The sequence below is a fragment of the Amycolatopsis sp. NPDC006125 genome (assembly GCF_040614195.1).
GTDB lineage: Bacteria > Actinomycetota > Actinomycetes > Mycobacteriales > Pseudonocardiaceae > Amycolatopsis_E > Amycolatopsis_E tucumanensis.
Genome location: NZ_JBEXTZ010000012.1, coordinates 71,033 through 95,419, shown reverse-complemented (window position 1 = coordinate 95,419; position 24,387 = coordinate 71,033). Strand labels below are relative to the sequence as shown.

The following is a 24,387-nucleotide window of genomic DNA, read 5'->3' as shown; positions in this document are numbered from 1 at the left end:
CGCGACGCATCGCTCGATCGGCTGTCCTCCGGACAGCACGGCCCGCGGCGCGGCGAAGGCTGCGCGCGGCACCGCCCCTTGCCAATACCGCCGCGACGAATCACTCGATTCCGCTGTCCTCCGGGCTTGAACGCGCCAGTGTGGCCAGCGTGTCCAGCGCCCCGGCCAGTACGTCGGTCCGCGGGGAAGCCAGTGCGAGCCGCACGGCGGTGGGGGCTCTGCCGGGGCTCACGGCGAACGCCGCGGCCGGGGTGACGGCTATCCCGCGCCGTGCGGCGGCCGCCACGAACGTCTCCGCCCGCCACGGCTCCGGCAGCTGCCACCAGCAGTGGTACGCCCGCGGGTCCGACCGCACCTCGAAACCCGCCAGGCGTTCGGCGACCAGCTCCTGCCGCGCCACCGCGTCGGCGCGCTTGGCGGCCTCGATCTTCGCCAGCGTGCCGTCCGCCATCAGGCGCGTCGCGGCCGCCGTCGGGAACCGCGCCGCCGCCCAGCCGCCCGAACGCACCGCGGCGGCCACCCGGTCACGCAGCGCCGGCGGCGCCACCACGAACCCCAGCGTCAGCCCGGGCGCGAGCCGCTTCGAGAGGCTGTCCAGCACGACCGTCCGCTCCGGCGCGACCTCCGCCAGCGGCGCCAGGTCCGGCCGCAGGAAACCGTTGATGCCGTCGTCGATCACCGGCAGATCCCGCTCCCGCAACACCTCGGCCAGCTCCACCCGCCGCGCCGCGGGCATCGCCAGCCCCAGCGGGTTGTGCAGCGCCGGCTGCAGGTACACCGCCCGCAACCGCGGCGGCAGGTCCGGCACCACACCGTGCTCGTCCAGCTCCAGCGGCACCAGCGTGACCCCGAGCCGCGCCGCGATGCCCTTCACCACCGGGTACGTCAGCGCCTCCACCCCCAGCCGCTCCCCGGCCGGGACCAGCGCGGCCACCGCGGCGGCGATCGCCTGGCGGCCGTTGCCCGTGAACAACACGTCCGGCGCGGACGGCGACCACCCGCCCCGCGCCAGCACCGACGCGGCCGCCGCCCTGGCTTCGGCCGTGCCCGTCACCACGGCCGGCCCCAGCCCCTGCACCAGCAGGTCCGGCCGCAGCAACGGCCCGAGGCTCGCGGCGATCCACTCGGCCTGTTCCGGCAGCACCGGGAAGTTCAGCTCCAGGTCGACCGTCGCGGAGGCGGGTTCGGCCAGCGCGGAACCCGGCTCCGGCGCGGCCCGGATGAACGTGCCCCGCCCGGTCTCGCCGACCGCGAGGCCACGCCGGACCAGCTCGCCGTACACCCTGGCCGCGGTGGAAACCGCGATGCCGCGCTGCCGCGCGAACCGGCGCTGCGGGGGCAACCGGTCGCCCGGCCGGAGCCGCCCGGCGGTGACATCGGCGGCGACGTCGTCCGCGATCGTCCGGTAGTCCACCCGCACCTCCACATTGCACCGAGAGCAATATTCGTATTGCACCGAGCGTAGCAGCCGATCTACCGTCGGGGCATGACGATCGAAATCGGCTACGACGACAAGGGCTCCGGCCCGGCCCTCGTCCTGGTCCACGGCCACCCGTTCGACCGCTCGATGTGGCGGCCCCAGCTGGACCACTTCAGCGAGCGCGGCTGGCGAGTCATCGCACCCGACCTGCGGGGTTACGGCGAGACCACGGTGGTGCCGGGCAAGACTCCGCTGGAGACCTTCGCCCGCGACCTGGCCGGCCTGCTCGACCGCCTGGACGTCGGCGAGTTCGTCCTGGGCGGGCTGTCCATGGGCGGCCAGATCGTGATGGAGTGCCACCGGCTCTTCCCGGAGCGGATCCGCGCGCTGGTCCTCGCCGACACCTCACCGCGCGCGGAGACAGCGGAGGGCAAGCGGAAACGCACCGAGATGGCCGAACGATTGCTCCGAGAAGGACTCCGGCCGTACGCCGACGAGGTGCTCACGAAGATGGTGGCGCCCGCCAACGTCGCCGCGATGCCGGACGTCGCGGAGCACGTCCACCGCATGATGCGCTCGACCGCGCCGGAGGGCGCCGCGGCGGCCTTGCGCGGCCGGGCCGAACGCCCGGACTACTTGCCGACGCTGGCCGGGGTCCGCGTACCGGCGCTGGTGGTCGTCGGCGACCAGGACGAGTACACGCCGGTCGCCGAGGCGGAATTCCTGCACTCACTCATCCCCGACGCGGAGCTGGCGGTCATCGAAGGCGCCGCGCACATGCCGAACCTGGAACGGCCCGCGGAGTTCAATTCCACCCTGGCGAACTTCCTCGCGAAGATTCCTCAATCGTCATAGGCAGCGCGCGCCTCGCAGTGGGATGCCGGTCCCGGTGCCCGGTCCGGGTCAGGTGCGGATCCGGGTGTCGGCCGGCTGCGGGACGGCGGGCTGCGCGGCCGTCTGGTCCTGCTGCCTCAATCACCGCGCCCGAGGTGGTGCTGGAACAGTTTCCGGCTGATCCGGCCCAGCTCGGCGAATTCGTCGTCGGTCAGCGGGTTCACCACCGATTCGTGCACCGCCCTGCGGTATCCGGGTGCCACGCCGTGGAGGAATTCGGCGCCCTCCGCGGTCAGCACCGCGTACAGGCCGCGGCGGTCGGTCGGGTGTTGTTCGCGCCGGACCCAGCCGAGGCCGGCCAGCCGGGTGATCCGGTAGTTCAGCCTGCTGCCCGGGGAGAACAGCACCGCGGCCAGCTCGCCCATTCGCATCCGGCGGTCCGGCGCGGCGTCCAGCCTGGTGAGGATTTCGTATTCCGCATGGGAAATCCCGGCGGTTTCGTGCAGGTGGCGCTCGATCGCGCGTTGCACGAGGGTCTGCGCGCCGAGGTAGTGCACCCAGGCCCGGAGCTGGTCATCGGACAGCCACCGGCTCTCCTGCATGGACCCTCCCAGTTGATCGGCAGGGCTGGAATATAGCCGATGGCGCGCCGGAAAACGGGTCAATCCAGGCAGCGCCGCACGTGGCCCGGCACCAGAATCGCCTTGCGGCGGAGGGTTTCGGTGAACGCCGACACGACGGGATCGCCACCCGGGCGCGTGTAAGCCGCCAATCGGCGTCGCACCGGCGGGTCCGGCCGCAGCAGGTGCGCGGCGAACCGCGGCGGCAGCACGTTCGCGGGCACCAGCGCCGGGCCGAGACCGGCGGCGGCCAGCGACGGCGCGGCGGCCGTCTGCTCGGTCCGCACCGCGGCCCTGGGCTGGAACCCGGCCGCCGCGCACACCTGGTCCAGCAGGTCGGCGAGACCGTTGCCGGGCGCGTAGTGGACCCACTCCCGCTCGGCGAGGTCCGCGAGCCGGACCGTGGTCGCCGTGGCCACCGGATCGTCCGGCGGCACCACCACGACGAACTCCTCCTCGCCGAGCGGGTGCACCGGACCGTCCCAATCGGACGGTTCCGGCCCGACGGCGAGATCGGCCTGCCCCTGGGCCATCGCGGCGGCCAGCTCGTCGGCGTGCCGGTGCTCGAACAACCGCACGTGCACGTCCGGGTGGGCGCGCCGCCACGCCTTGAGCACCGGCGGCAGCACGCCGAGGCTCACCGAGTACAGGGTCGCCACCATGATCTCGCCGCACTGCAGGCCGGCCGCCTGCCGGGCGGCGGACACCGACTTCCGCGCCGCCGCCAGCGCCGCCCTCGCGTGCGGCAGCATGGCCCGGCCCATCGGCGTCAGCCGCACCGACCGCGGCAGCCGCTCCAGCAGCGGCCCGCCGGTCGCCCGCTCCAGCGCCCGCACCTGGTGCGACAGCGCGGGTTGCGTGACGTGCAGCAGCTCGGCCGCGCGCGTGAACGAGCCCGCGTCGACGATCGTCACCAGGTACTCCAGCTGCCGCAGGGTCATGAGCACAGCTTATGCCGGAACCGGAACCGCTCGGGTCCGTTCATGCCGCTGCACCTGCCACAGCCACCAGGCGGCGCCCACCGCGACGGCCGAAGCGCCGGTCAGCCACCAAAACGCGACCTGGAAGGCGTGCTCGGCCCCGGTGGGCAGCAGCCGGGACAGCACGACCGCCGACATCGCGCCGCCGACCGCGCCGCCCACCCGCATCAGGATGTTCAGCACCGTGGTCGCGTCCGGGAGCTGCTCGCGCCGCACCGACGCGAACGCCGCCGTACCCGCCGGGGACGCCGACAACGCCAGCGCCATGCCGCGCAGGAACAGCAACGCCTGAAGCAGCACCGGGTCCGCGTCCGCGCCGAGGAGCGCGAACGGCGCGGTGGTGAGCACGGTGCACACACTGCCGACGAGCGCGACGATCCCGCCGCCGTGCCGGTCGGTCAGCCACCCGGCGAGCGGCATCACCACCATCGTGCCCAGGCCGAGCGACAGCAGGGACAGGCCGGTGGTCACCACGTCCGCGCCGCGCAGGATCTGGAAGTACAGCGGGAGCAGCAGCATCGCGCCGAACATGGCGGCGCCGAAGAACAGGCTGGACACCGTCCCGGCCGCGTACACCTGGTTGCGGAACAGCCGCAGATCGAGCAGCGGCCGTTCGCGCCGCCACGACCGCAGCGCGAACGCCACCAGCCCGGCCGCGCCGAGCGCCAGCGACACCAGCACCGACGGGCCGATCCCGCCGCCGCCCTCGCCGACCGAGGTGAGCGCGTAGACGAACAGCGGCAACCCGAGCCCCACCAGCGCGAACCCGGTCCAGTCCAGCCGCCCGGCGCCACCCGGCTCACCGCGCGGCACGTACTTCCACCCGAGCGCGATGCCGATCGCGCCGATCGGCAGGTTGATCAGGAACAGCCACTGCCAGGACAGCGAGTCCAGCAGCACCCCGCCGACGGTCGGGCCGATCGCGGGCGCGCTGCTCACCGCGATGCCGAGGATGCTCATCACCCGCCCCAGCCGCTCCGGGCCGACCGCCTGGCCGAGGATCGTCTGCCCGGCCGGGGTCAGCAGCCCGGCGGCCAGCCCCTGCACGACGCGCAGCACGACCAGCCACCCGATGTCGCCGGCCAGCGCGCACAGCCCGGACGCGACGGTGAACGCGGCGAAGGCGCCCAGCCACAGCCGCCCGACGCCGATCCGGCGGCCGAGCCACCCGCACAGCGGCAGCGACACCGCCAGCGCGATCAGGTAGGCGGTCGACACCCACTGCACCTCGTCGAGCGAGGCGCCCAGGTCCGTGCCGATCCGGTCGAGTCCGACGTTGACGAGCGACGAGTCGAGCATGCCGACGAAGGCGCCGAACACGATCACCAGCGAGATCCGCCACACGGGCCAGGGAATCCGTTGCATGATCCCGAAGCTAAAACCTCAAGTAATGTCGAGGTCAATGCCCGCTGAGCAGCACCGTAGGATGGGTGCGGCGAAATCCGGCGACACGGGACGGGACGATGAAGCACATCTATGCGGGCAAGGTCCGTGAGCTCTACTCCGACGGGGACGACATCCTGCTCGTCGCCTCCGACCGGATCTCGCTCTACGACGTGGTGATGCCCACCCCGATCCCGGACAAGGGCAAGCTGCTCACCCAGCTGTCGCTGTGGTGGTTCGAGCACCTGGCGGAGATCGTGCCGAACCACGTCGTGTCCACCGACGTGCCCGAGGAGTTCGCCGGCCGCGCGATCCGCGTCAAGCCGCTGAAGATGGTGCAGGTCGAGTGCATCGCACGCGGCTACCTGACCGGGCTGGGCCTGAAGGAGTACCAGAAGCAGGGCACCGTCTCCGGCGTCGCGCTGCCGCCGGGTTTGGTCGAGGGCAGCAAGCTGCCCGAGCCGATCTTCACGCCGACCACCAAGGCCACCGAGGGCCACGACGAGTTCATCACCTTCGACGACGTGGTCGCGCAGGAAGGCCGCGAGACCGCGGAGCGCCTGCGCGAGCTGACACTGGCGATCTACCGCGCGGGCGCCGAGCGGGCCGCGGAGAACGGGATCATCGTCGCGGACACGAAGGTCGAGTTCGGCTGGGACGCCGACGGTGTGCTGACCCTCGGCGACGAGGTCCTGACCTCCGACTCGTCGCGGTTCTGGCCGGCCGACCGCTGGCAGCCGGGCCGCCCGCAGTTCTCGTTCGACAAGCAGTACGTGCGTGACTGGGTCAGCGGCACCGGCTGGGACAAGACCCCGCCCGCGCCGGAGATCCCGGCCGACGTCGTGGCCACCACCCGCGCCCGCTACATCGAGGTCTACGAGCGGATCACCGGGAAGACCTGGGCATAAACAACGCTCATGGGTCCCGGTACCAACGGGACTTGGACTTATCGCCGCAGGCGGCCGAACCTGGGTGCATGAGCACGGAACGCAAGGTCGCCCTGGTCGCCGGGGCGAACGGGGTCATCGGCCGCAACCTCGTCGACCACCTGGTCTCCCTCGGGAACTGGGAGGTGATCGGGCTGTCCCGGCGCGGCGGTCCGTCGAGCGGGCCCGTCCGCCACATCGCCGTCGACCTGCTGGACCCGGCCGACGCGCGGGACAAGCTGGGCGGGCTGCGAGACGTCACGCACGTCTTCTACGCGGCCTACCAGGACAAGCCGACGTGGGCCGAACTGGTCGCGCCGAACGTCGGGATGCTGGTCAACCTCGTCGACGCGGTGGAGCCGGCCGCGCGCGGGCTGCGGCACATCAGCCTGATGCAGGGCTACAAGGTCTACGGTGCGCACCTCGGCCCGTTCAAGACGCCTGCCCGCGAGGACGACCCGGGGCACCTGCCGCCCGAGTTCAACGTGGACCAGCAGAACTTCCTGGAGCAGCGCCAACTCGGCAAGGCGTGGACGTGGTCGGCGCTGCGGCCGTCGGTGGTCTGCGGGTTCGCCCTGGGCAACCCGATGAACCTGGCCACCGTGATCGCGGTCTACGCGTCGATCTCGAAGGAACTCGGGGTGCCGCTGCGGTTCCCCGGCAAGCCGGGCGCGTACACGTCCCTGCTGGAGATGACCGACGCCGGGCTGCTCGCGAAGGCGACGGTGTGGGCGGCGACCGACGAGCGCTGCGGCAACCAGGCGTTCAACATCAACAACGGCGACCTGTTCCGGTGGAGCGAGCTGTGGCCCGAGCTGGCGCGCTGGTTCGACCTGGAGGTCGCGCCGCCGTTGCCGATGTCGCTGGAGACCGCGATGGCGGACAAGGAGCCGTTGTGGGAGTCGATGCGCGAGCGGTACGGGCTGGAGCCGTCGTTCGCCGAGGTGTCGTCGTGGCGCTTCGGCGACTTCGTCTTCGGCTGGGACTACGACGTGATCGCCGACGGCTCGAAGGCCCGCCGGTTCGGTTTCCACGAGTTCGTGGACACCAGGGAGATGTTCCAGTCGATCTTCGAGGAGCTGCGCAAGCGCAAAGTGATCCCCTGATGGTTAACCTGAAAGCATGAGCACTCCCGTCGAGTTCTACTGGCGTCCCGGCTGCGGCTTCTGCATGGCGCTGCGGGCCGGGCTGGAGCGGGCCGGCCTGCCGTTCACCGAGGTGAACATCTGGGAGGAGCCGGGCGCGGCGGAACGGGTGCGCGAGGTCGCGAACGGCAACGAGACGGTGCCGACGGTTTTCGTCGGCCCGGCGGCCATGGTCAACCCGAGCGTGGACGAGGTGCTTTCCGCCGTGCGCGAGCACGCTCCCGAGCTGCTCTGACGTACCTACCGATAGGTACAGTGACGGGGTGGACACCTCGGAGCGGCTGATCCGCAGCACGCAGGAGCTGCTGCGGGACCGCGGTTACGTGGGCACCAGCCCGAAGGCCATCCAGCAGCACGCGCAGGCCGGCCAGGGCAGCATGTACCACCACTTCAGCGGGAAGCCGGACCTGGCGCTGGCCGCGATCCGCCGCAGCGCGGAGGAGATGCGGGCCGAGGCCGAGACGGCGCTCGCCAGTGGCGGCACCGCCCTCGAGCGCATCGACGCGTACCTCCTGCGGGAACGGGAGGTCCTCCGCGGCTGCCCGATCGGGCGGCTCGCGCAGGACCCGGACGTCGTGGCCAGCGAGGCCCTCCGGCAGCCGGTGCAGGAGACCCTCGGCTGGCTGCAGGAACGGCTCGACGGGGTGCTCGCCGACGGTGTGGCGCGCGGGGAGCTGCCCGCGGACCTGGACACCGGCGCCATCGCGGCCACCATCGCCGCGGTGGTGCAGGGCGGGTACGTGCTCGCCCGCGCGGCGGGCTCCGTCGATCACTTCGATCGTGCCATTGACGGCGCACGCAAGTTGCTTGGAGCGATTTCCCAACACCGTCAGTAATTTGGACGTTGTTTCACAGCCCCGGCTGAGTCACCTTCACCCGGTTGCGGTACAAATGCGCGCAACTGTCGGTATGCCTTCGCGTCCGAAAGGTGGGTCCGGTGAACGACGAAGTGTCGGTGGCCGAACTGCTTGAGCGCGAGGGCTGGACGGAACAGCCCCGCGCGCCGAGATCCCGGTTCCAGGTGATGGCGGTCATGCTCGCCGTCGTGCTGGGCTGCGGGCTCGCCGCGATCCTGGTCAAGGTCGGCGCGGACACCTCGCCCAACAACGACGCCGCGTTGTTCAGCCTCCCGGCCGGGCCGACCGGCGGCCTCGCCGGTGGCGGCGTCCCCGGGAACCAGAGCACCACCGAGCGCACCAACAGCTCGTCGCGGATCACGGTCACCAACGCCTCCCCCGGCGCCGGGAACGGCGGCGACATCGTGCCGTGGGCCACGAGGTCGCGCACCAGCACGTCCACCGAGACGGTCACCGTCACCGACTCCAACCTGCCGCCCGCGTCGAGCACCGACCCCGGCGCCCCTGGCGATCCGACCGACCCCGGCCAGACGAGCGCCCCCACCGGCGGCACCAGCACCGGCGCGACCACGACCACCCCGTCCCGCACGCCGCCGAGTTGCATCCTGATCATCCTCTGCCGCCCGTAAGCTCGGCCGGGTGGAGATCTTTCACCTGCGTTACTTCGTCGTGGTGGCCGAGGAGCTGAACTTCTCGCAGGCCGCGCGGAAACTCCACATGGCGGCGTCGCCGCTGAGTCAGCGCATCAAGGACCTCGAACACGAGCTGGGGCACCGGTTGTTCCGGCGCAGCACCCACAGCGTAGAGCTGACCGACGCCGGCGCCGCGCTCCTCCCGCTGGCCCGGGAGGCACTCGAACACTTCAACGCGATCCCCTGGCGGCTGCGCGAGGCCCTCGGCCCGCGGCACCGGATGGCGCTCATCGGCGTGCCGGCCGGGCTGCACCCGGACCTGCGCGCCCGCGTGCAGGAGCTGGAGGAACGCTGCCGCGACCGGTTCGACCTCAAGCGCTGGCCGGGCCGCACCGGCGACCTGATCGAGGCGGTGCACGACGGGCGGCTGAGCCTCGCGCTGGTCCGGCTGCCGGTGAGCGATCCCGCGCTGGAGGTCGTGCGGGTGCTGTCGGAGCCGCTGGGCGCGGTCGTGCCCGCGGACCGGTTCGACGGCCGCGGCGCGCTGAGCCTCACCGACCTGGTGGACCTGCCGTACGTCCCGGTGCCGCCGGAGGCGCAGCCGGTTTATTTCGAACAACTGGACCAGGAACTGCGCGCGGCAGGCGTCAAGAAACGTCTCAAGCCGCCGCGAACGGACTATTCCGGGGTTGCCGAAATCGTCGCGAGCGGTCTCGGGTTCACCGTCTCGATGCTGGACCCGCGCAGTCCGATGCGCAACTACAGCGTGGAGAACGTGGCCGTGCTCCCGATCACCGAGTTCCGCCCCGAGCTGCAGACCGGGCTCATCTGGCGACGTGACCGGGCCTGTCCGGGAGCGGAACTGGCCGGACTCGTCGCGGACGCCAGAGAAGTTTTCCGGCAAACGGTATGACCACTGCGGTCATACCATTGTTCGCCCATTGATCATTCCCTTTCCCCGTTTTCGGACCTACCGTCGAATTGTCAGGTGAGGACGAGAACGAGGAGCAGTGATGAGTGGTCCACTCGACGGGATCCGGGTCATCGACCTCTCCACGGTGGTGATGGGCCCGTACGCCGCGCAGATCCTGGGCGACCTCGGCGCGGACGTGATCCGGATCGAGGCGCCGGGCGACTCGGCCCGCAACGGGCACTACCGCAACACCCCGGGGATGACCGCGCTGGCCCTGGCGGTGAACCGCAACAAGCGCAGCGTGGCCCTGAACCTCAAGGACGACGAGCAGCGCGCGCGGGCGCTCGACCTGATCGACACCGCCGACGCGCTGATCACCAACATGCGCCCTGGCGCGCTCGGCAGGCTCGGCCTGACCTACGACGAGCTGTCCCGGCGCAACCCGAAGCTGGTCTACGCGCACGCGCAGGGTTTCCGCGGCGACTCCGACCGCGCGGGCCACGCCGCCTACGACGAGACCGTCCAGGCCGCGTCCGGGCTGGTCGACATCGCGAACCGCGCGCTGGGCAAGCCGGTGTACCTGCCGACGATCCTCGGCGACAAGGTGTCCGCGCTGACCATCGCCTACTCGGTGCTCGCCGCGCTGCTGCACCAGCAGAAGACCGGGCGGGGCCAGCACGTCGAGGTCCCCATGACGGACACGCTGATCGCGTTCAACCTGGTCGAGCACCTCGCCGGGCACACGTTCGAGCCGCCGTCGGCGCCGACCGGGTTCCCGCTGTCCATGGGGCAGGGCCACCGCGCGGTGCGCACCAAGGACGGACTGGCGTGCGTGATCCCGTACAACCCGCAGAACTTCCGGGACTTCTTCGCCGCGGCGGGACGGCCCGAGCTGGCCGAGGACCCGCGCGTGAACGGCGACTACGTGGACTCCGCGGACAAGGACGCGCTGGCCGACCTGATCGAGGAGTGCGCCCCGGCGCTGACGACCGCGGAGTGGGCCGAGGTGTGCGCGAAGCACAGCATCCCGATGGCGCCGGTGCTGGAACTCGACCGCGCCGACGAGGACCCCTACGTCCGCGACGGCGGCCTGATCCGGCTGGTCGAGCACCCGACCGAAGGCCCGGTCCGCACGGCCGGCATCCCGGTGCGGTTCTCGGAAACCCCGGCAGAGATCCGCCGCCTGCCCTCGGCACCCGGCGCCGACACCGAAGAGGTGCTGCGCGAGGTGAGCGGACGATGAAGGCCGCCGACGTCGCGCGGCGCCACACGACCCCGCTGACGAACCCGGCCTACGCGCCGGTCGTGCCGCGGTTCACCGACCGCGAGTACCTCAACGTCGTCTACCGCACCGATTTCGACGCCCTGCGGGCCGTCGTCCCGGAGCCGCTGGAGATCGACGAGCCGCTGGTGCGCTTCGAGGTCATGCGCATGGGCGACGTGAGCGGCTACGGCCCCTACACCGAGGCCGGGCAGGCGATCCCGGTGCGGCTCGGCGACGAGCGCGGCGAGTACCTGCACGCGATGCACCTGGACAACTTCCCGGCCACCGCGTCCGGCCGCGAGGTCAGCGCCTACCCGAAAACTGTTGGCGCGCCACGGTTGTACGTCGACCACGGCGCCCTCGTCGGGACGCTCGACTACGGCACGCTCCGGGTCGCGACCGCGACCATGGGCTACAAGCACCACCCGCTCGACCTCGCCGAAGCACGCGAGCAGATCGCCGTCCCGACGTTCATGCTCAAGATCGTCCCCGGTTACGACGGCCGTCCGCGCGTCGCGGAACTGGTCCGCACCCGGATCACCGACGTGACGGTCAAGGAGGCCTGGACCGGTCCCGCGCGGCTGCAGCTGTTCGAGCACGTTCTCGCCCCGCTGGCCGACCTGCCCGTGCGGGAGGTCGTCTCGGCGAGCCACGTGCTCACCGATCTCACTCTGGCGCCGGCCACCCCGGTGCACGACTACCTGGAGGCGTCATGAAGATCGCGGTGATCGGCGCGGGCACGATCGGGCTGTCCTGGGCCGCCCTGTTCGCCGCGCACGGGCACGAGGTGCGGGTCAGCGATCCGCGGCCGGACCTCGCGGACGCGCTGGGCGACCTCGACGTGCACATCGCGGGCTCGGTCGGCGAGGCCGTGCGCGACGTGGACGTGGTGCAGGAGAACGGGCCCGAGCGCCTGGACTTCAAACGCGAGCTGTTCGCCCGGCTGGTCGCCGAGGCGCCCGCGCACGCGCTGCTGCTCAGCTCCTCCTCGGCGATCCCGTCCAGCGAGTTCACCGCGGACATCGACGGCTCGCGTGTCCTCATCGGACACCCGTTCAACCCGCCGCACATCATGCCCCTGGTCGAGGTCGTTCCCAACCCGCGCACGAAAGAAGAAGCCGTGCAAGAAGCCGTGGAGTTCTACCGCTCGCTCGGCCGCGTGCCGGTCGTCGAGCGCAAGGAGGTGCCCGGCTTCGTCGGCAACCGCCTGCAGAACGCCCTGCAGCGCGAGGCGATCCACCTGGTGCAGGAGGGCGTGGTCGATCCGGCCGGGCTGGACGAGGTCGTGGTCAACTCGCTCGGCCTGCGCTGGGCGGCGGTCGGGCCGTTCCTCGGCGCGCACCTCGGCGGTGGTCCCGGCGGGTACCGGCACCTCGCGACGCACATCGGCGCATCGATGGACCGGATCACGCCCGGGCAGCCGGACCCGGCAGCCACCGAGCGAGTCATCGAAGCCGTGGAGAAGGCCTACGGCGACAAGGCATACACCGATCTCGCGGCGGAGCGCGACCGCAAGCAGCTCGCGATCCTCGCCGCCCGAGGACAAGGAGACACCGAATGAGCGCCGACTTCTACGGCTACGAGGACCTGCTGTCCGAAGAGGAGCGCAAGACGCTGCTGAAGGCCCGCGACTTCATGCGGACCGAGGTCAAGCCGCTGGTCAACTCCTACTGGGCGCGCGGCGAGTTCCCGCGCGAGCTGATCGGCAAGTTCCGCGAGCTGGGCCTGGCCGGCGTGGCCTACGAGGGCTACGGCGACCCGCTGCCCCGCGGCAGCCACCTGCTGACCGGGATGCTCGCCGCGGAGTACTCGCGCGTCGACCCGTCCGTGGCGACCTTCTTCGGTGTCCACAACGGACTCGCGATGTACAGCGTGTACGCGGGCGGGGACCAGGAGCAGCGCGACCGCTGGCTGCCCGCCATGGCCGCGATGGACAAGATCGGCGCGTTCGCGATGACCGAGCCGCTCGGCGGGTCCGACGTGGCGGGCGGCATGCGCACCACCGCGAAGCGGGAAGGCGACACCTGGGTGCTCAACGGCGCCAAGCAGTGGATCGGCAACGCCACCTTCGCCGACCTGGTCGTCGTGTGGGCGCGGGACGTCGACGACAACCGCGTCAAGGGGTTCGTCGTGGAGACTCCGGCCGACGGCTTCGTCCCGGTCAAGATCGAGAACAAGGTGGCGTTCCGCATCGTCGAGAACGCCGAGATCACGCTGAGCGACGTGCGGGTGCCGGAGGCGAACCGGCTGCGGAACATCCGCTCGTTCCGGGACGTCGCCGAGATCCTGCGCGCCACCCGCGGCGGCGTCGCCTGGCAGGCGCTGGGCGTCATGATCGGCGCGTACGAGGCCGCGCTCGCGTACGCGAAGGAGCGCAAGCAGTTCGGCAAGCCGATCGCCGGCTTCCAGCTCGTCCAGGACCTGCTGGTCAAGAGCCTGGGCAACATCACCGCGTCGTGGGGCATGCTGGTCCAGCTGGCCCGCCTGCAGGACGCCGGGATCTTCCGCGACGAGCAGTCGTCGCTGGCGAAGGCGTTCGTCACCGCGCGCATGCGCGAGGTGGTGGCCTGGTGCCGTGAGCTGCTCGGCGGCAACGGGATCGTCCTGGACTACGACGTGGCCCGGTTCTTCGCCGACGCGGAGGCCATCTACTCCTTCGAGGGCACCCGCGAGATGAACACGTTGATCGTCGGCAAGGCCGTCACCGGCCAGAGCGCGTTCGTGTAGTAGATCTCGCATCACAGATCAATAACTCTCAGCAACGAAATCCCCCTTTCAGGCGAAGAGAAGTCGTACGCCTGGAAGGGGGATACATGCACTCTCGGTGGTTAGCCAAACGCTTACTCGCGTTCATCGGGACGGGACTGATCACGTTGGGCCTGGTCACGGCGATCTCGGCCCCGCAGGCCGCCGCCGCGCCACCGCCCGGCTTCGTGCTGCTCGACCAGCCGACCGGTCAGAACGCCTTCGACCTCACCGACTTCGCCTACCTGCCGGACGGGAGCTACCTGAGCACCGGCAAGAGCGGCAAGCTCAACTGGACCTCCACGGACGGCAAGACCACGCGGACCCTGCGCACCCTGACCGTGCGCAACCAGGGTGACCTGGGTCTCGTCAGCGTGGCCGTGGCGCCCGACTACGCCACGTCGAAGGCCATCTACCTGATCCGCTCGGTTCCCAACGGCACGACGTTCACGCTGCGTCTGGCGAAGTGGACGGTCACCGGCTCCCCCGAGCCCACCGGCATCACCGGCGAGCAGACGCTGATCGACATGCCCGGCGGGTCCGATGTGCACGGTATGACCGGTCTCATCGCGGCCGACGACGGCACGCTGTGGGTGTCGATCGGTGACAACTCCGACTACACGCGCGTCGACGAGAACGCGCTGAAGACCCTGGACGTCAACGCCCTCAACGGCAAGGTCCTGCACATCAACGCCAACGGCAGCGGGGTGTCCACCAACCCGTACTACGACGCGGCCAACCCCACGGCGACCCGCAGCAAGGTGTTCGCGAGCGGCTTCCGCAGCCCCTTCCGGTTCACGCTCGACCCCAGCAGCGGCCTGCCCGTCGTCGGCGACGTCGGCTGGAACGAGTGGGAGGAGCTCGACCTCGTGCAGCCGGGCCGCAACTACGCCTGGCCGTGCTGGGAGGGCAACCACCGCACCCCCGGCTACGCGGACCTGCCCGGCTGCGCGTCGGTGACCAACAGCGCGCCGCTGTGGGAGTACCACCACGGTGACGCCTCCAACCAGGGCAACAGCGTCACGGCCGGCCTCGTCTACACCGGATCCAGCTACCCGGCCGAGTACCAGGGCGCGTTCTTCTTCGGCGACTACGTCGGCAAGAAGCTGTGGACCGCGCGCTGGAACACCGCGGGCACCCTGACCCAGGCGCCGCAGGACCCGCCGCTGGCCACCGACATCGGCGGTCCGGTCAAGTTCGCCGCTGCCCCCAACGGCGACGTCGTCTACGCCGACATCTACACCGGCAACCTGCGCCGCCTCAGCTACGTCACCGGCAACACGACCCCGGTGGCGAAGGCGACGACCACCAGCGACCCGGCGACCCGCACCGTCACGTTCGACGCGTCCGAGTCGACGGACTACGACGGTGACGCGCTCACCTACACGTGGGACTTCGGCGACGGCACGACCGGCACCGGCGTCACCACGACGCACACCTACAGCTCCGACGGCCCGTTCACCGCGACGCTGACCGTGCGCGACCCGCTCAACAAGGCCGGGACCACGTCGTTCACCGTCGCACCGGCCAACCACACGCCGGTGATCACGCTGACCGAGCCGTCCGCGCGGGACTTCGCGATCGGCGAGGCGGTGTCGCTGGCCGCGACCGCGACCGACACCGAGGACGGCGCACTGCAGGTCACCTGGACCTCCACCGTGCTGCACTGCCCGGAGGAGGAGACCTGCCACTCGCACCCCGGCGTGGGCGCCAGCGGCTCGACCTTCAGCGTCCCGTTCACCGACCACCCGGACTCCCGGATGGTCCTGACGGCGACGACCACCGACAGCGCGGGCGTGTCCACCAGCACCAGCTACACGGCCTGGCCGCGCCAGCACCGGCTGACGCTGAAGTCGAACGTGCCCGCGTCGCTGCAGATCCCGTCCGAGGGCGGCGTGAACAGCGCGCTGGTGACCGAGGGCGTCACGCTCGACGTGGTGGCCGCGGAGACCGCGTCCGACGGCGCGTCCAAGTTCTCCGCATGGGAGAACGGATCCACCAGCCGGACGCGGACGCTGACGGTCACCTCGGACCTGACGCTGACCGCGACCTACGCGACGGCGATCGACCAGCGCTACAACAGCGACGCCGCCGTGCGCTCGCTGCTCGGCGCTCCGACCGCGCCCGAGGCGCAGGACGGCAACGTCAACTACCGCGTGTACGCCAACGGCCGGATGTACTGGTCGGCGCAGACCGGCGTGCACGAGGTGCACGGCGCGATCCTGGGCAAGTACCTGGAACTGGGCGGTCACACCCGCTTCGGCGCGCCGACGACCGACGAGCTGACCACGCCGGACGGGGTGGGCAAGTACAACCACTACATCGGCACGCCCGGCACGCTGACGGCGTCGATCTACTTCTCGCCGAACACCGGCACGCACGCCATCTGGGGTGTGATCCGGGAGAAGTGGGCGGAGAAGGGCTGGGAAGCCGGCCCGCTCGGCTACCCGACGACCGACGAGCTGGTGACGCCGGACGGCATCGGCCGGTACAACCACTTCAGCAAGGACGGCTCGATCTACTGGACGCCTGCCAACGGCGCCCACTCGATCTGGGGCCTGATCCGGCAGGTGTGGCAGCAGACCGGCTGGGAAGCCGGCCCGATGGGCTACCCGGCCACGGACGAGCTGATCACGCCGGACGGCATCGGCCGGTACAACCACTTCGACAAGGCGGCATCGATCTACTTCTCGCCGTCGACGGGCGCGCACGAGATCTACGGCGCGATCCGGGCGCGGTGGGCGGCTCTGGGCTGGGAGACGTCGTACCTCGGCTACCCGACCACGGGTGAGTTCGCCGCGGACGGCGGCAGGCGGAACAACTTCCAGCGGGGCTACATCCAGTGGTACCCGAACGGGACCGTGATCGACCGCCGGTACTGAGTTCTGATGCGAAAAACCGCCCTCCCCGCCGCGTGCGGGGAGGGCGGTTTTTCGTTGCTCAGTAGTAGAAGTGCAGGGTGTCGAGCAGGCGGTGGTCCGGTTTCGGGTCGCCGAGCTCGATCGCGACCTCGGTGATCAGCGCCTGGGTGAGCGCCGTCAGCGCGGTCAGCGAGCGGCTGTGCGAGACGCCGCAGGTCTCCGCGAACAACGCCACCTCGGCGGACTCCACCAGCGGCGACGCGGCGTTGTCCGTCAACGCCACCACCGGCAGCCCGGTCTCCCTGGCGTACCCGGCGACCCGGACCGTGTCGGCCGCGTATCGGCGCACCGAGAACACCAGCAGGACCTCGTCCTCGCACAGTTCCTTGAGCTCGTCCGGCAGCGAGCCGCCGCCGAGCCGGTGCACGGCGGGCAGGATCTCACCCAGCCGCTGCGCCGCCAGGTCCGCCACCGGCCGGCACTCGCGCAGCCCCATCACGTGCACGCGCGGCGCCCGCGCGAGCAGTTCCACCGCCCGCAGCCACGACGGCCGCTCCAGGTGGCTGAAAGTGCGCGAGAGGTTGGTCTGCTCCTGTTCCAGCACCGCGGAGAGCAGGCCGCCCGGCTCCGGCTCGGCGGCGTGCTCGGTGCGCCGGGCCACCTGGGCCTGCTCGGCCACCCAGGTGCGGCACAGCTCCATGATGTCGGGGTACCCGGTGAGCCCGAGGGAGTTCGCGAACCGCGTCACCGTCGACTCGCGGATCTCCAGCAACCGCGCGGCTTCCGAGATGCCGCGGTAGGCCGTGCCCTCCGGGTCGGCGAGCAGCAGGTGGGCGAGGCGCAGCTGCCCCGAGGCCAGTTTCGGCAACCGGCTCCGGAGCAGTTCCGCCAGCTCCTGGTAGCTCCCGGGGGCCTTCACACGCGCAACTCCACGACCGTGACGCCGGCGCCGCCGACCGGGTCGTCCATCGCCATCAACGCTGCCGGTGCTTCGTCCAGCGTGATCCGGCGGCCGATCAGCGCGTTCAGGTCCATTGTGGATCGTTCGACCATCGCCAGCATCTCCGGGTACTCGTGGGCCTGGATGCCGTGGCTGCCGAGGATTTCCAGTTCGTCGGCGATCACGCGGTGCATCGGGATCGGCGGGATGCCCTGCCCCGGCGGCATCAGCCCGACCTGGACGTGCCGTCCGCGGGGCCGCAGGCTCGCCACCGAGGCCGCGCAGGTCTGCGGCAGGCCGACGCAGTCCAGGGAGACGTGCGCGCCGCCGCCGGTGATGTCGCGGATGGCGGCGGCGGTGTCCTGGCCGGCGTCGACAGTGGCTTCCGCGCCCAGTTTCGCGGCCAGCGCAAGGGCTTCGGGAGAGAGGTCGACGGCAACGACCCGCGCGCCGGCGGCGACGGCGAGCATGACCGCCGAGATGCCCGCGCCACCGCAGCCGTGCACGGCGACCCACTGGCCCGCGGTCGTCCGCCCCTGCCGCAGCACGGCGCGGAAAGCGGTGCCGAAGCGGCAGCCGAGCGCCGCGGCCGTGCTGGACGCGAGGTCATCAGGCAGCCGGACGAGGTTGACGTCGGCGTGGCCGAGGGCGACCAGCTCGGCGAACGATCCCCAGTGCGTGAACCCGGGCTGGGTCTGGTTCACGCAGATCTGCTGGTTGCCGGTGACGCACTGCTCGCACGTGCCGCAGGCGCACACGAACGGGACGGTGACGCGGTCACCGGGTGACCAGTGGCGCACCCGGTCGCCGGTCGCGACGATCCGGCCGGCGAGCTCGTGGCCGGGCACGTGCGGGAGGGTGATGTCGCTGTCGTGGCCGCGCCAGCCGTGCCAGTCGCTGCGGCACACGCCGGTCGCCTCGACCGCGACGACCACGCCGTCCGGGGCCGGCGCCGGGTCGGGCACGTCGCGGACCTGCGGTGGGGCTCCGAACTCGGTGAAGACGACTGCGCGCACCCCGACACCCTACGTGGCGTCAGCGGCCCTTGAGCAGCTCCACGATCGGGGCGAAGCGGTCGGCGTAGCCGGAGTTGATGGTGATGTAGGAGATGCCCAGCTCGTCGCGGCGGCGCAGGAGGGTGTCGGCGGCCTGCTGCGCGGTGCCGGGCAGGACGCTGACGGAGCCGTGCGCGACCAGGTCGGCGATCGTGGTGCCGATGTAGCGCTCCAGCCACGGCGCGGGTTCGTCGCCGACGGCGAGCAGGTTCATGGCCAGTTCGACGTCCCGGCCGTGCGCGGCGTCGTGGACGGCGCGGACCAGTTCCCGTGCTTCGGCTTCGGTGGCGCGGGGCTGCCAGGCCATGGTGACGACGTCGGCTTCCCGGCCGGCGAGTGCCAGCATCTTCGGGCCGCCCGCGGCGAGGAGGAGCTTGGGGCGGTTCGCCTGCTCGTTGAGGTGCCGCACGGTTTCGGCGATGTGCGCGACCCGCTCTTTCGGTGTCCCGAACTCGCGGCCGAGCCGGCCGAGCGTGGCCTCGGCGCCCGGGCGGCCGGTGCCGAGGCCGAGTTCGAAGCGGCCGCCGGTGAGCCGGTGCAGGCTTTCCGCCTGCCAGGCCAGCAGCCGCCGGTCGCGGAACCCGTCGACGGCGACGAAAGTGCCGACGTGCAGTTCGGTGGTGACGGCCGCGGCGGCGGACAGGGTGGTGAAGGGGTCCAGACCGCCGAGCGGGTCGGGTGAGAGGAGCGTGTGGAAGCCCTGGATCTCGGTGCGGCGGGCGAGGGCGGTCCAGTCGGCGAGGTGGGTGATCTGCCCGGCGACGAGGCCGAAGCGGAAGGGTTTGTCAGTCATGCGGCCGATGGTGGACCCGTGGGCCTCGTCACCGCGTCCGTTCGTCGTCGGCTCTGCGGCCTACGTCGGGAGGCGCACGGTCAGAAGACGGCGACGCTCAGCGCCTGCGCGATTTCCTTGCCCAGCGCGTGGGTCGCCGCTTCGGCGCCCGAGCCGACCTTGACCACGAGTGAGCCGCCGAACGGTTGGCGTTCCACCACTTCGATCCGCTCGCCGAGGGCGATGGCGTGGTCGGCGAGGTAGCGCAGCATGTCCGGGTCGGTGTCCCACACGCGCACGATCTGGCCGACCGCGCCCGGCTCCATCTCGTCGAGCAGGCGGGTCGGCACCTCCTCGACGCTGCCGTCGGCGGCCGGGATGGGGTCGCCGTGCGGGTCGCGGACCGGGTTGCCGAGCTTGGCCGCGATGCGCTCGATGAGCCGGTCGGAGACCGCGTGTTCGAGCGCGTCGGCCTCGCCGTGCACCTCGTCCCACGTGTAGCCGAGTTCCTGCACCAGGTAGGTCTCGATGAGCCGGTGGCGCCGCAGGACACCCCGCGCGAGGCGGCGGCCTTCGGGGGTCAGCTCGATGCCGCGGTAGGGGACGTGCTCGACGAGGCCCTGCTGGGCGAGTTTGGTGACCATGCCGGACGCCGACGAGGGACTCACCTCGAGGCGGCCGGCCAGGGTCGTGTTGGTGACGGCCTCACCGCGCTCGACCAGGCCGTAGATGACCCGGATGTAGTCCTCGATCGACGAGGAGGACGAGCGGTGCGGACTGTCAGGCATGCTAATAACTCTACGTGCGGCCCCCGGTGGGAGTCAGCCTTGCCTAACTCCCCGGGGACCAGCGGTAGCGGATCCAGCCGGGCACCGGCTGGGCGCCGAGCTGGGCGTAGAAGGCCGCGGCGCGCTCGTTGCCCTCCTGCATGTCCCACTCGACGCGCCCATCGGTGCGCGCCCGCAGCGCGGCGAGCAGTTCGTTGCCCAGCCCGTGGCGGCGGTGCTCCGGGCGGACGTACAGGTCGTCCAGCCAGATGCCGGGGCGCCCCTCCCAGGTGGAGAAGTTCCAGGAGCAGAAGGCCATCCCCGCGACGGTGCCGGAGCCGGGCGGTTCCGCGATGAGGACCCACGCCTTGGGCTCCGGACCGAACAGGTGCTTGGTCATCTCGGCGCGGTCGAGGGTGAGCGTGTCGTTGCCCTCGTAGCGGGCGTGCTCCTCGATGAGCGCGCAGATCTCGTCGACGTCCCTGACCTCGGCTTCTCGTACCGGCATGTGACCCATGCTATGCGGCGATTTCGACCAACCGGAGGCCGTGGGTGATCCGGTCGCGCTAGTCTCTGCTTGAACTGCGTTCCACACGGGGGGTAGGGAACAGATGACCGAGGGCAACGGGCAGGTCTCGCTGGGGCCGACGGTGGGCGCGGGCCTGAGCGCCGTGGGAGGCGCCGGGTACCGCTTCGACCCCGACCAGATCGCCGAGCTGATCCCAAAGTGGGAGGAGCTCCGGGACGGTCTTGATGACGACCAGGCGAGGCTGAACGTCGCAGGCCTGCAAGCCTCTGCTCCGTCCGCTGATCAACCGGCGCAGGCCAACGCCCTGCGGATCAGCGCATCCATCCGGGCGGCGATCGAACACAATGCGAGTTTGCGTCGCTACGCTCAGGCGTGGATCGATACCCTGAAGAAGGCGAACGGCAGTTACCAGGAGCAGGACGACGAGACTCGCCGTGGCCTGAACCGGACCACCGGGGCGGCTGACGGCAGCGGGCTCTACGAGTAGGGGAACGAGTGAGCAAGTTCAGGACACTGACCGGCGCGACCCTGGTGAGCGCCGTACTGTTCGCGGCAGCAGCCTGCTCGGACGGCGGGGCGGAGGGGACCTTTCCGAGCGGAAATCCGGGCAGCACGCCCCCGGATCCGCCCTCTACCAGCGAAGGAACGACTGGCTCGGGGAACACGGCACCTCGCGTGACGGATCAGCTCGATCCTGCCGGACTCGTCGACAGCCCGTGCGAGAGCCTCACCGCCGAACAACTCGACCAGCTCGGGGTCACGGGCGAGGGGAAGGAGACGACCCTCAGCGCGAACGGCGTCAAGGGGTGCGACTGGAAGTTCGGCGCCAACCTCGAGTGGAAGATCCAGGTGGCGTACGTGGTACCCGACAGCAAGAACGGCCTGCAGAACGTGTACGACCAGAACGCGGCGGGCTTGTTCCAAGGCGGCTACTTCGTTCCCACCTCGGTTGCCGGCTACCCCGGCGTATTCAGCAACCAAGCTGACACCCGTCCGGATGGCCGGTGCGATCTCGCCGTCGGCATCAACAGCCAGATGTTGCTCACCTCTGCGGTGACCGGCGACGTCGGCAAGGACAATTGCAAAGCAGCGTCGAACGTCGCCGATCGAATTGTCGCGACCATCAAGGCCGGGGGGCATTGATGACGGGTGCGGTCTTGGGATCTACCGGTTCACTCACCGGCATGACCGGGCAGCAGATCTACGAGAACTTCATCAAAGCGCCAGGACCTCGCGGCCTTCAGGAGGCCAGCGTGAATCTCAGCACCGTCATGGAGAAGTACAAAACCCGCAGCGAGCAAATTCAATCGCTGTCGGAAATGATGCGCCAAGGTTGGTCCGGAGGCGCCTCGGACGCGGCATCGCATAGTGTCGAGAAATTGGGCCTGTCACATTTCGAAGCGGCCAGCGCCATGAAAACCGCAAGCGAGCTGATTGACAATCAGAGTCAGGCCTTCTTCGACACCAAGAACAAGGTCGTCCCGGTGCCGGAGGTTCCGCAGATCCCTCCGGGGCTCAAGGAGATCATCGGCGACTCGAACGGCGACCTCAGCCAGATGGCGAAGGTCGCGGCGGCGAACGCGGCCGCCAAGCAGAACGTCGAGGCCATGCAAGCCTGGTCGACCACCTCGGGCGACAACGGCGCGAAGATGCCGACCACCTACGGCACCCTCGACGCCGGCGTCCTCGGTGTCACCCAGGGCGCCCAGCCGGGCGGCAGCGTCGACATCCAGAACAAGCCGACCAGTGACGGGCCGCGCTTCGGGGGCGCTGGGGGTGCCTCCCGAGGCGGCGGTGGCGTCACCGGCGGCACCTCGTCCCTGTCGGGGCCATACCAGGCCCCGGCAGGTCAGATCCCGGCCGACGGGCGCACCGTCGCATCCGACGCGGCCTACGCGCCGCCCTCGGCGGGCTCCTATAGCCCTCAGCAGGGCGGGTACGGCGGCGGCAGCAACTACGGCACCCCCGGCGCGTACGGCATCCCCGGCTACGGGAACAGCGCGGGTTATCGCGGCGCCAACCCCGCGGGTGGGCCGGGCGCTGGAGCGGGCCGGGCCGGCGTCGGCTCCGGACGGGGCTTCGGCGCGGGTGGCGCGGGCCGTGGCGGCGGCTTCGGCGCGGGCCGTGCCAGCGGCTTCGGTCCCGGCAGCGGCGGCAACCCCCTCAGCGACGGCAAGCGCTTCGGCGCCGGGAACCCCGCCGCGGCGAGTGAGTCGTTCGGCCGTGGCGGCGCCGGTGCGGCCGGGCGGAGTGGCGCCGCCGGCAGTCCGGGCGCCATGGGCGCCGGCGCGGGCAACCGCGGCAAGGGCGACGACGACGGCGAGCACCAGCGGAAGTACATCGTGGACGAAGATGAGCACTTCCAGCTCACCGCGGAGGGCGAGAAGGCCGTCGACCCCGTCACGGGCATGACCGTCTCCCCGCCGGTACTCGGCCAGTAACGCCATGTGGTTCGCCGAACCGGAACGGTTCCAGGTCGACCTCCTCGCGGCCATGGTCGCCAAGGTCACCGGCGCCGAACTGCACCTCGCGCTCGCACCGCAGGCCGTGTGGCGCCCCGACGACGCCGATCTCGCCTTCAGACGCGCCGCTGACGCCGCCCTCGCGCGCTTCCACGTGCCCACCCGCGACGAGCCGACGTTCGCCGACCTCGCGCGCCTGCTCTCCACCCCCGCCGAGGCGCGGTTCGGGTGGCTGTCGGACACCACGCGGGGCGTCAACATCTCCACCCTGGTTGCCGCCGACCAGCGGTTCGGGGTCGTCGCCGTCCGGGACGGGCAGGAGGTCTCGGTCCGGACCTTCCAGCGCGACCGGCTCAGCAAGGTCCTCGCCGACGTCCTCCCTCAGGACGTGCGCAAGTCCCCGGAGCCGTCGCTGACCGTGCTGCGCAGCGAGGTCCGCGGCGCGCGCCAGGCCGAGCTGAACGGCACCCGGCCCAGCCGGGCGGTGATGCGCGCCGACTACCTGGCCTCGCTGGAGCCGTACTTCATCGCGGAGCTGCACGCCGAGGTCCGCGACCACACCGGACAGCCGCGGCACACGCGCTTCCCGCTCCGGGTCTACGACAACGCCGAAGGCCGGTGGACCGTCCAGGCGAAACCCCACTACGACGACCAGCTCCTCCACTTCGCCCCCGCCACGGCCACCGACGTTGCTGACCGCCTGGACGAGCTGCGCCGCGAGCTGAACTGAGCGACTGGGCCACTCACGCCCGCGCGAGAGGCACACTCGCGCAGGAGCAGGGGGTGGGGCAGGCGGCAGGGGGCCAGGGCAGACCAGGGCCAGGGGGGAGCGCGTGGCGGCGGGAGCGGCCGCGATCGCACGAGTGACACTCTCGTAACGCCACGAGAGGCACAGTCGTGCAGGAGGCAGGGGCAGGCGGCCAGGCCAGGCAGACCAGGGCCAGGGCAGGCAGACCGGGGCTAGGGCCAGGGCAGAGCGTGAGGCGGCAGGAGCGGCCGCGATCGCACGAGCGGCACTCTCGTGACGCCACGAGAGGCACAGTCGTGCAGGGGCCAGGTGGTGGTGCGGGCCGGCCGCTGAACGCCGCTCGAGGGTTCAGGCGCAAGTGCAGCCAAAGAGGGCGAAGCCCGGTGGAAACCAGGCCCGACCGAAGACGGAGGCCCAGGCAGGAGCGGGCCAAGCGCAAGCCCTGCTCGCGGCAGAGCTGAAGCGTGAAGAGGCCCGGTCGGCAGCGAAACAAGCGGGACCACCGTCGGCGGAAGCAGGACCGGGCGAAGGAGC

At 71.1% G+C, this 24,387-nt stretch carries 25 protein-coding genes; 16 read left to right on the top strand and 9 right to left on the bottom strand.

Annotated features, from left to right (window positions below):
- Positions 1-100 precede the first annotated feature (100 nt).
- Positions 101-1,414, bottom strand: coding sequence for a PLP-dependent aminotransferase family protein (locus ABZ193_RS09245; RefSeq protein ID WP_354709499.1), 1,314 nt, complete (start codon positions 1,412-1,414; stop codon positions 101-103).
- A 72-nt stretch (positions 1,415-1,486) separates the two neighbouring features.
- Here ABZ193_RS09245 and ABZ193_RS09240 point away from each other — a divergent pair, with 72 nt between their 5' ends.
- Positions 1,487-2,275 carry an alpha/beta hydrolase gene (locus tag ABZ193_RS09240; protein WP_354709498.1) on the top strand — a complete coding sequence of 263 codons (789 nt, stop codon included), beginning with the start codon at positions 1,487-1,489 and terminating at the stop codon, positions 2,273-2,275.
- Between the two features lie 116 nt (positions 2,276-2,391).
- Here ABZ193_RS09240 and ABZ193_RS09235 read toward each other — a convergent pair whose 3' ends face one another.
- Genes ABZ193_RS09235 through ABZ193_RS09225 form a run of 3 tightly spaced genes read right to left on the bottom strand, consistent with a single transcriptional unit; the run spans position 2,392 to position 5,219 of the window.
- Entirely contained in the window at positions 2,392-2,856 is a 465-nt protein-coding gene (locus ABZ193_RS09235; RefSeq protein WP_020416811.1) for a MarR family transcriptional regulator, read from the bottom strand.
- A gap of 59 nt (positions 2,857-2,915) precedes the next feature.
- Positions 2,916-3,815, bottom strand: coding sequence for a LysR family transcriptional regulator (locus tag ABZ193_RS09230; RefSeq protein WP_354709497.1), 900 nt, complete (start codon positions 3,813-3,815; stop codon positions 2,916-2,918).
- Positions 3,816-3,824: 9 nt separating this feature from the next.
- The gene (locus tag ABZ193_RS09225) at positions 3,825-5,219 is read right to left on the bottom strand and encodes an MDR family MFS transporter (protein WP_354709496.1); all 1,395 of its coding nucleotides are present in this window, start codon (positions 5,217-5,219) and stop codon (positions 3,825-3,827) included.
- 98 nt (positions 5,220-5,317) lie between these two features.
- Between ABZ193_RS09225 and ABZ193_RS09220 the strand changes: the two genes are divergently transcribed.
- The 11 genes from ABZ193_RS09220 (at position 5,318) to ABZ193_RS09170 (ending at position 16,601) form a co-directional block, all read left to right on the top strand.
- Positions 5,318-6,145: a phosphoribosylaminoimidazolesuccinocarboxamide synthase gene (locus ABZ193_RS09220; RefSeq protein ID WP_020416814.1), complete on the top strand. Its 828-nt coding sequence runs from the start codon at positions 5,318-5,320 to the stop codon at positions 6,143-6,145.
- Between the two features lie 68 nt (positions 6,146-6,213).
- Complete coding sequence (locus ABZ193_RS09215) at positions 6,214-7,269, top strand: SDR family oxidoreductase (protein WP_354709495.1); 1,056 nt, start codon at positions 6,214-6,216, stop codon at positions 7,267-7,269.
- A gap of 16 nt (positions 7,270-7,285) precedes the next feature.
- Positions 7,286-7,543 (top strand): glutaredoxin domain-containing protein, encoded by a 258-nt coding sequence (locus ABZ193_RS09210; RefSeq protein ID WP_020416816.1) that lies wholly within the window; start codon positions 7,286-7,288, stop codon positions 7,541-7,543.
- A 28-nt stretch (positions 7,544-7,571) separates the two neighbouring features.
- The gene (locus tag ABZ193_RS09205) at positions 7,572-8,144 is read left to right on the top strand and encodes a TetR/AcrR family transcriptional regulator (RefSeq protein ID WP_354709494.1); all 573 of its coding nucleotides are present in this window, start codon (positions 7,572-7,574) and stop codon (positions 8,142-8,144) included.
- Between the two features lie 101 nt (positions 8,145-8,245).
- Positions 8,246-8,794 (top strand): hypothetical protein, encoded by a 549-nt coding sequence (locus ABZ193_RS09200; protein WP_354709493.1) that lies wholly within the window; start codon positions 8,246-8,248, stop codon positions 8,792-8,794.
- A gap of 10 nt (positions 8,795-8,804) precedes the next feature.
- Positions 8,805-9,710, top strand: a complete 906-nt coding sequence (locus ABZ193_RS09195) for a LysR family transcriptional regulator (protein WP_354709491.1) — start codon at positions 8,805-8,807, stop codon at positions 9,708-9,710.
- Between the two features lie 100 nt (positions 9,711-9,810).
- Positions 9,811-10,953, top strand: a complete 1,143-nt coding sequence (locus tag ABZ193_RS09190) for a CoA transferase (protein ID WP_354709490.1) — start codon at positions 9,811-9,813, stop codon at positions 10,951-10,953.
- The gene (locus ABZ193_RS09185) at positions 10,950-11,690 is read left to right on the top strand and encodes an acetoacetate decarboxylase (protein WP_354709488.1); all 741 of its coding nucleotides are present in this window, start codon (positions 10,950-10,952) and stop codon (positions 11,688-11,690) included. Before ABZ193_RS09190 ends, ABZ193_RS09185 begins: the two co-directional genes overlap by 4 nt.
- Positions 11,687-12,535, top strand: coding sequence for a 3-hydroxyacyl-CoA dehydrogenase NAD-binding domain-containing protein (locus ABZ193_RS09180; protein ID WP_354709486.1), 849 nt, complete (start codon positions 11,687-11,689; stop codon positions 12,533-12,535). The genes ABZ193_RS09185 and ABZ193_RS09180 overlap by 4 nt, the downstream gene beginning before the upstream one ends.
- Positions 12,532-13,701 carry an acyl-CoA dehydrogenase family protein gene (locus ABZ193_RS09175; protein ID WP_020416823.1) on the top strand — a complete coding sequence of 390 codons (1,170 nt, stop codon included), beginning with the start codon at positions 12,532-12,534 and terminating at the stop codon, positions 13,699-13,701. Before ABZ193_RS09180 ends, ABZ193_RS09175 begins: the two co-directional genes overlap by 4 nt.
- A 146-nt stretch (positions 13,702-13,847) precedes the next feature.
- Positions 13,848-16,601 (top strand): PQQ-dependent sugar dehydrogenase, encoded by a 2,754-nt coding sequence (locus tag ABZ193_RS09170; RefSeq protein ID WP_020416824.1) that lies wholly within the window; start codon positions 13,848-13,850, stop codon positions 16,599-16,601.
- A gap of 58 nt (positions 16,602-16,659) precedes the next feature.
- On the opposite strand, the gene ABZ193_RS09165 is transcribed toward ABZ193_RS09170, so the two are convergent.
- The 5 genes from ABZ193_RS09165 to ABZ193_RS09145 all read right to left on the bottom strand — a co-directional run bounded on the left by ABZ193_RS09165 (position 16,660) and on the right by ABZ193_RS09145 (position 20,622).
- Positions 16,660-17,499: a MurR/RpiR family transcriptional regulator gene (locus ABZ193_RS09165; RefSeq protein WP_020416825.1), complete on the bottom strand. Its 840-nt coding sequence runs from the start codon at positions 17,497-17,499 to the stop codon at positions 16,660-16,662.
- The gene (locus ABZ193_RS09160; protein ID WP_020416826.1) at positions 17,496-18,536 is read right to left on the bottom strand and encodes a zinc-dependent alcohol dehydrogenase family protein; all 1,041 of its coding nucleotides are present in this window, start codon (positions 18,534-18,536) and stop codon (positions 17,496-17,498) included. The genes ABZ193_RS09165 and ABZ193_RS09160 overlap by 4 nt, the downstream gene beginning before the upstream one ends.
- Positions 18,537-18,555: 19 nt before the next feature.
- A complete protein-coding gene (locus tag ABZ193_RS09155) occupies positions 18,556-19,368 on the bottom strand; it encodes an LLM class flavin-dependent oxidoreductase (protein WP_020416827.1) in 813 nt (270 codons plus the stop codon).
- Between the two features lie 80 nt (positions 19,369-19,448).
- Positions 19,449-20,135: a metal-dependent transcriptional regulator gene (locus tag ABZ193_RS09150; protein ID WP_020416828.1), complete on the bottom strand. Its 687-nt coding sequence runs from the start codon at positions 20,133-20,135 to the stop codon at positions 19,449-19,451.
- Between the two features lie 43 nt (positions 20,136-20,178).
- Complete coding sequence (locus ABZ193_RS09145; protein ID WP_020416829.1) at positions 20,179-20,622, bottom strand: GNAT family N-acetyltransferase; 444 nt, start codon at positions 20,620-20,622, stop codon at positions 20,179-20,181.
- Positions 20,623-20,725: 103 nt separating this feature from the next.
- Between ABZ193_RS09145 and ABZ193_RS09140 the strand changes: the two genes are divergently transcribed.
- Genes ABZ193_RS09140 through ABZ193_RS09125 form a run of 4 tightly spaced genes read left to right on the top strand, consistent with a single transcriptional unit; the run spans position 20,726 to position 23,835 of the window.
- Positions 20,726-21,130 (top strand): hypothetical protein, encoded by a 405-nt coding sequence (locus ABZ193_RS09140; protein WP_354709483.1) that lies wholly within the window; start codon positions 20,726-20,728, stop codon positions 21,128-21,130.
- A gap of 8 nt (positions 21,131-21,138) precedes the next feature.
- Entirely contained in the window at positions 21,139-21,786 is a 648-nt protein-coding gene (locus ABZ193_RS09135) for a DUF3558 domain-containing protein (RefSeq protein WP_354709482.1), read from the top strand.
- 41 nt (positions 21,787-21,827) lie between these two features.
- Positions 21,828-23,084 carry a hypothetical protein gene (locus ABZ193_RS09130; RefSeq protein ID WP_354709481.1) on the top strand — a complete coding sequence of 419 codons (1,257 nt, stop codon included), beginning with the start codon at positions 21,828-21,830 and terminating at the stop codon, positions 23,082-23,084.
- 4 nt (positions 23,085-23,088) lie between these two features.
- Positions 23,089-23,835: an ESX secretion-associated protein EspG gene (locus ABZ193_RS09125; RefSeq protein WP_020416833.1), complete on the top strand. Its 747-nt coding sequence runs from the start codon at positions 23,089-23,091 to the stop codon at positions 23,833-23,835.
- Positions 23,836-24,387: the final 552 nt, after the last annotated feature.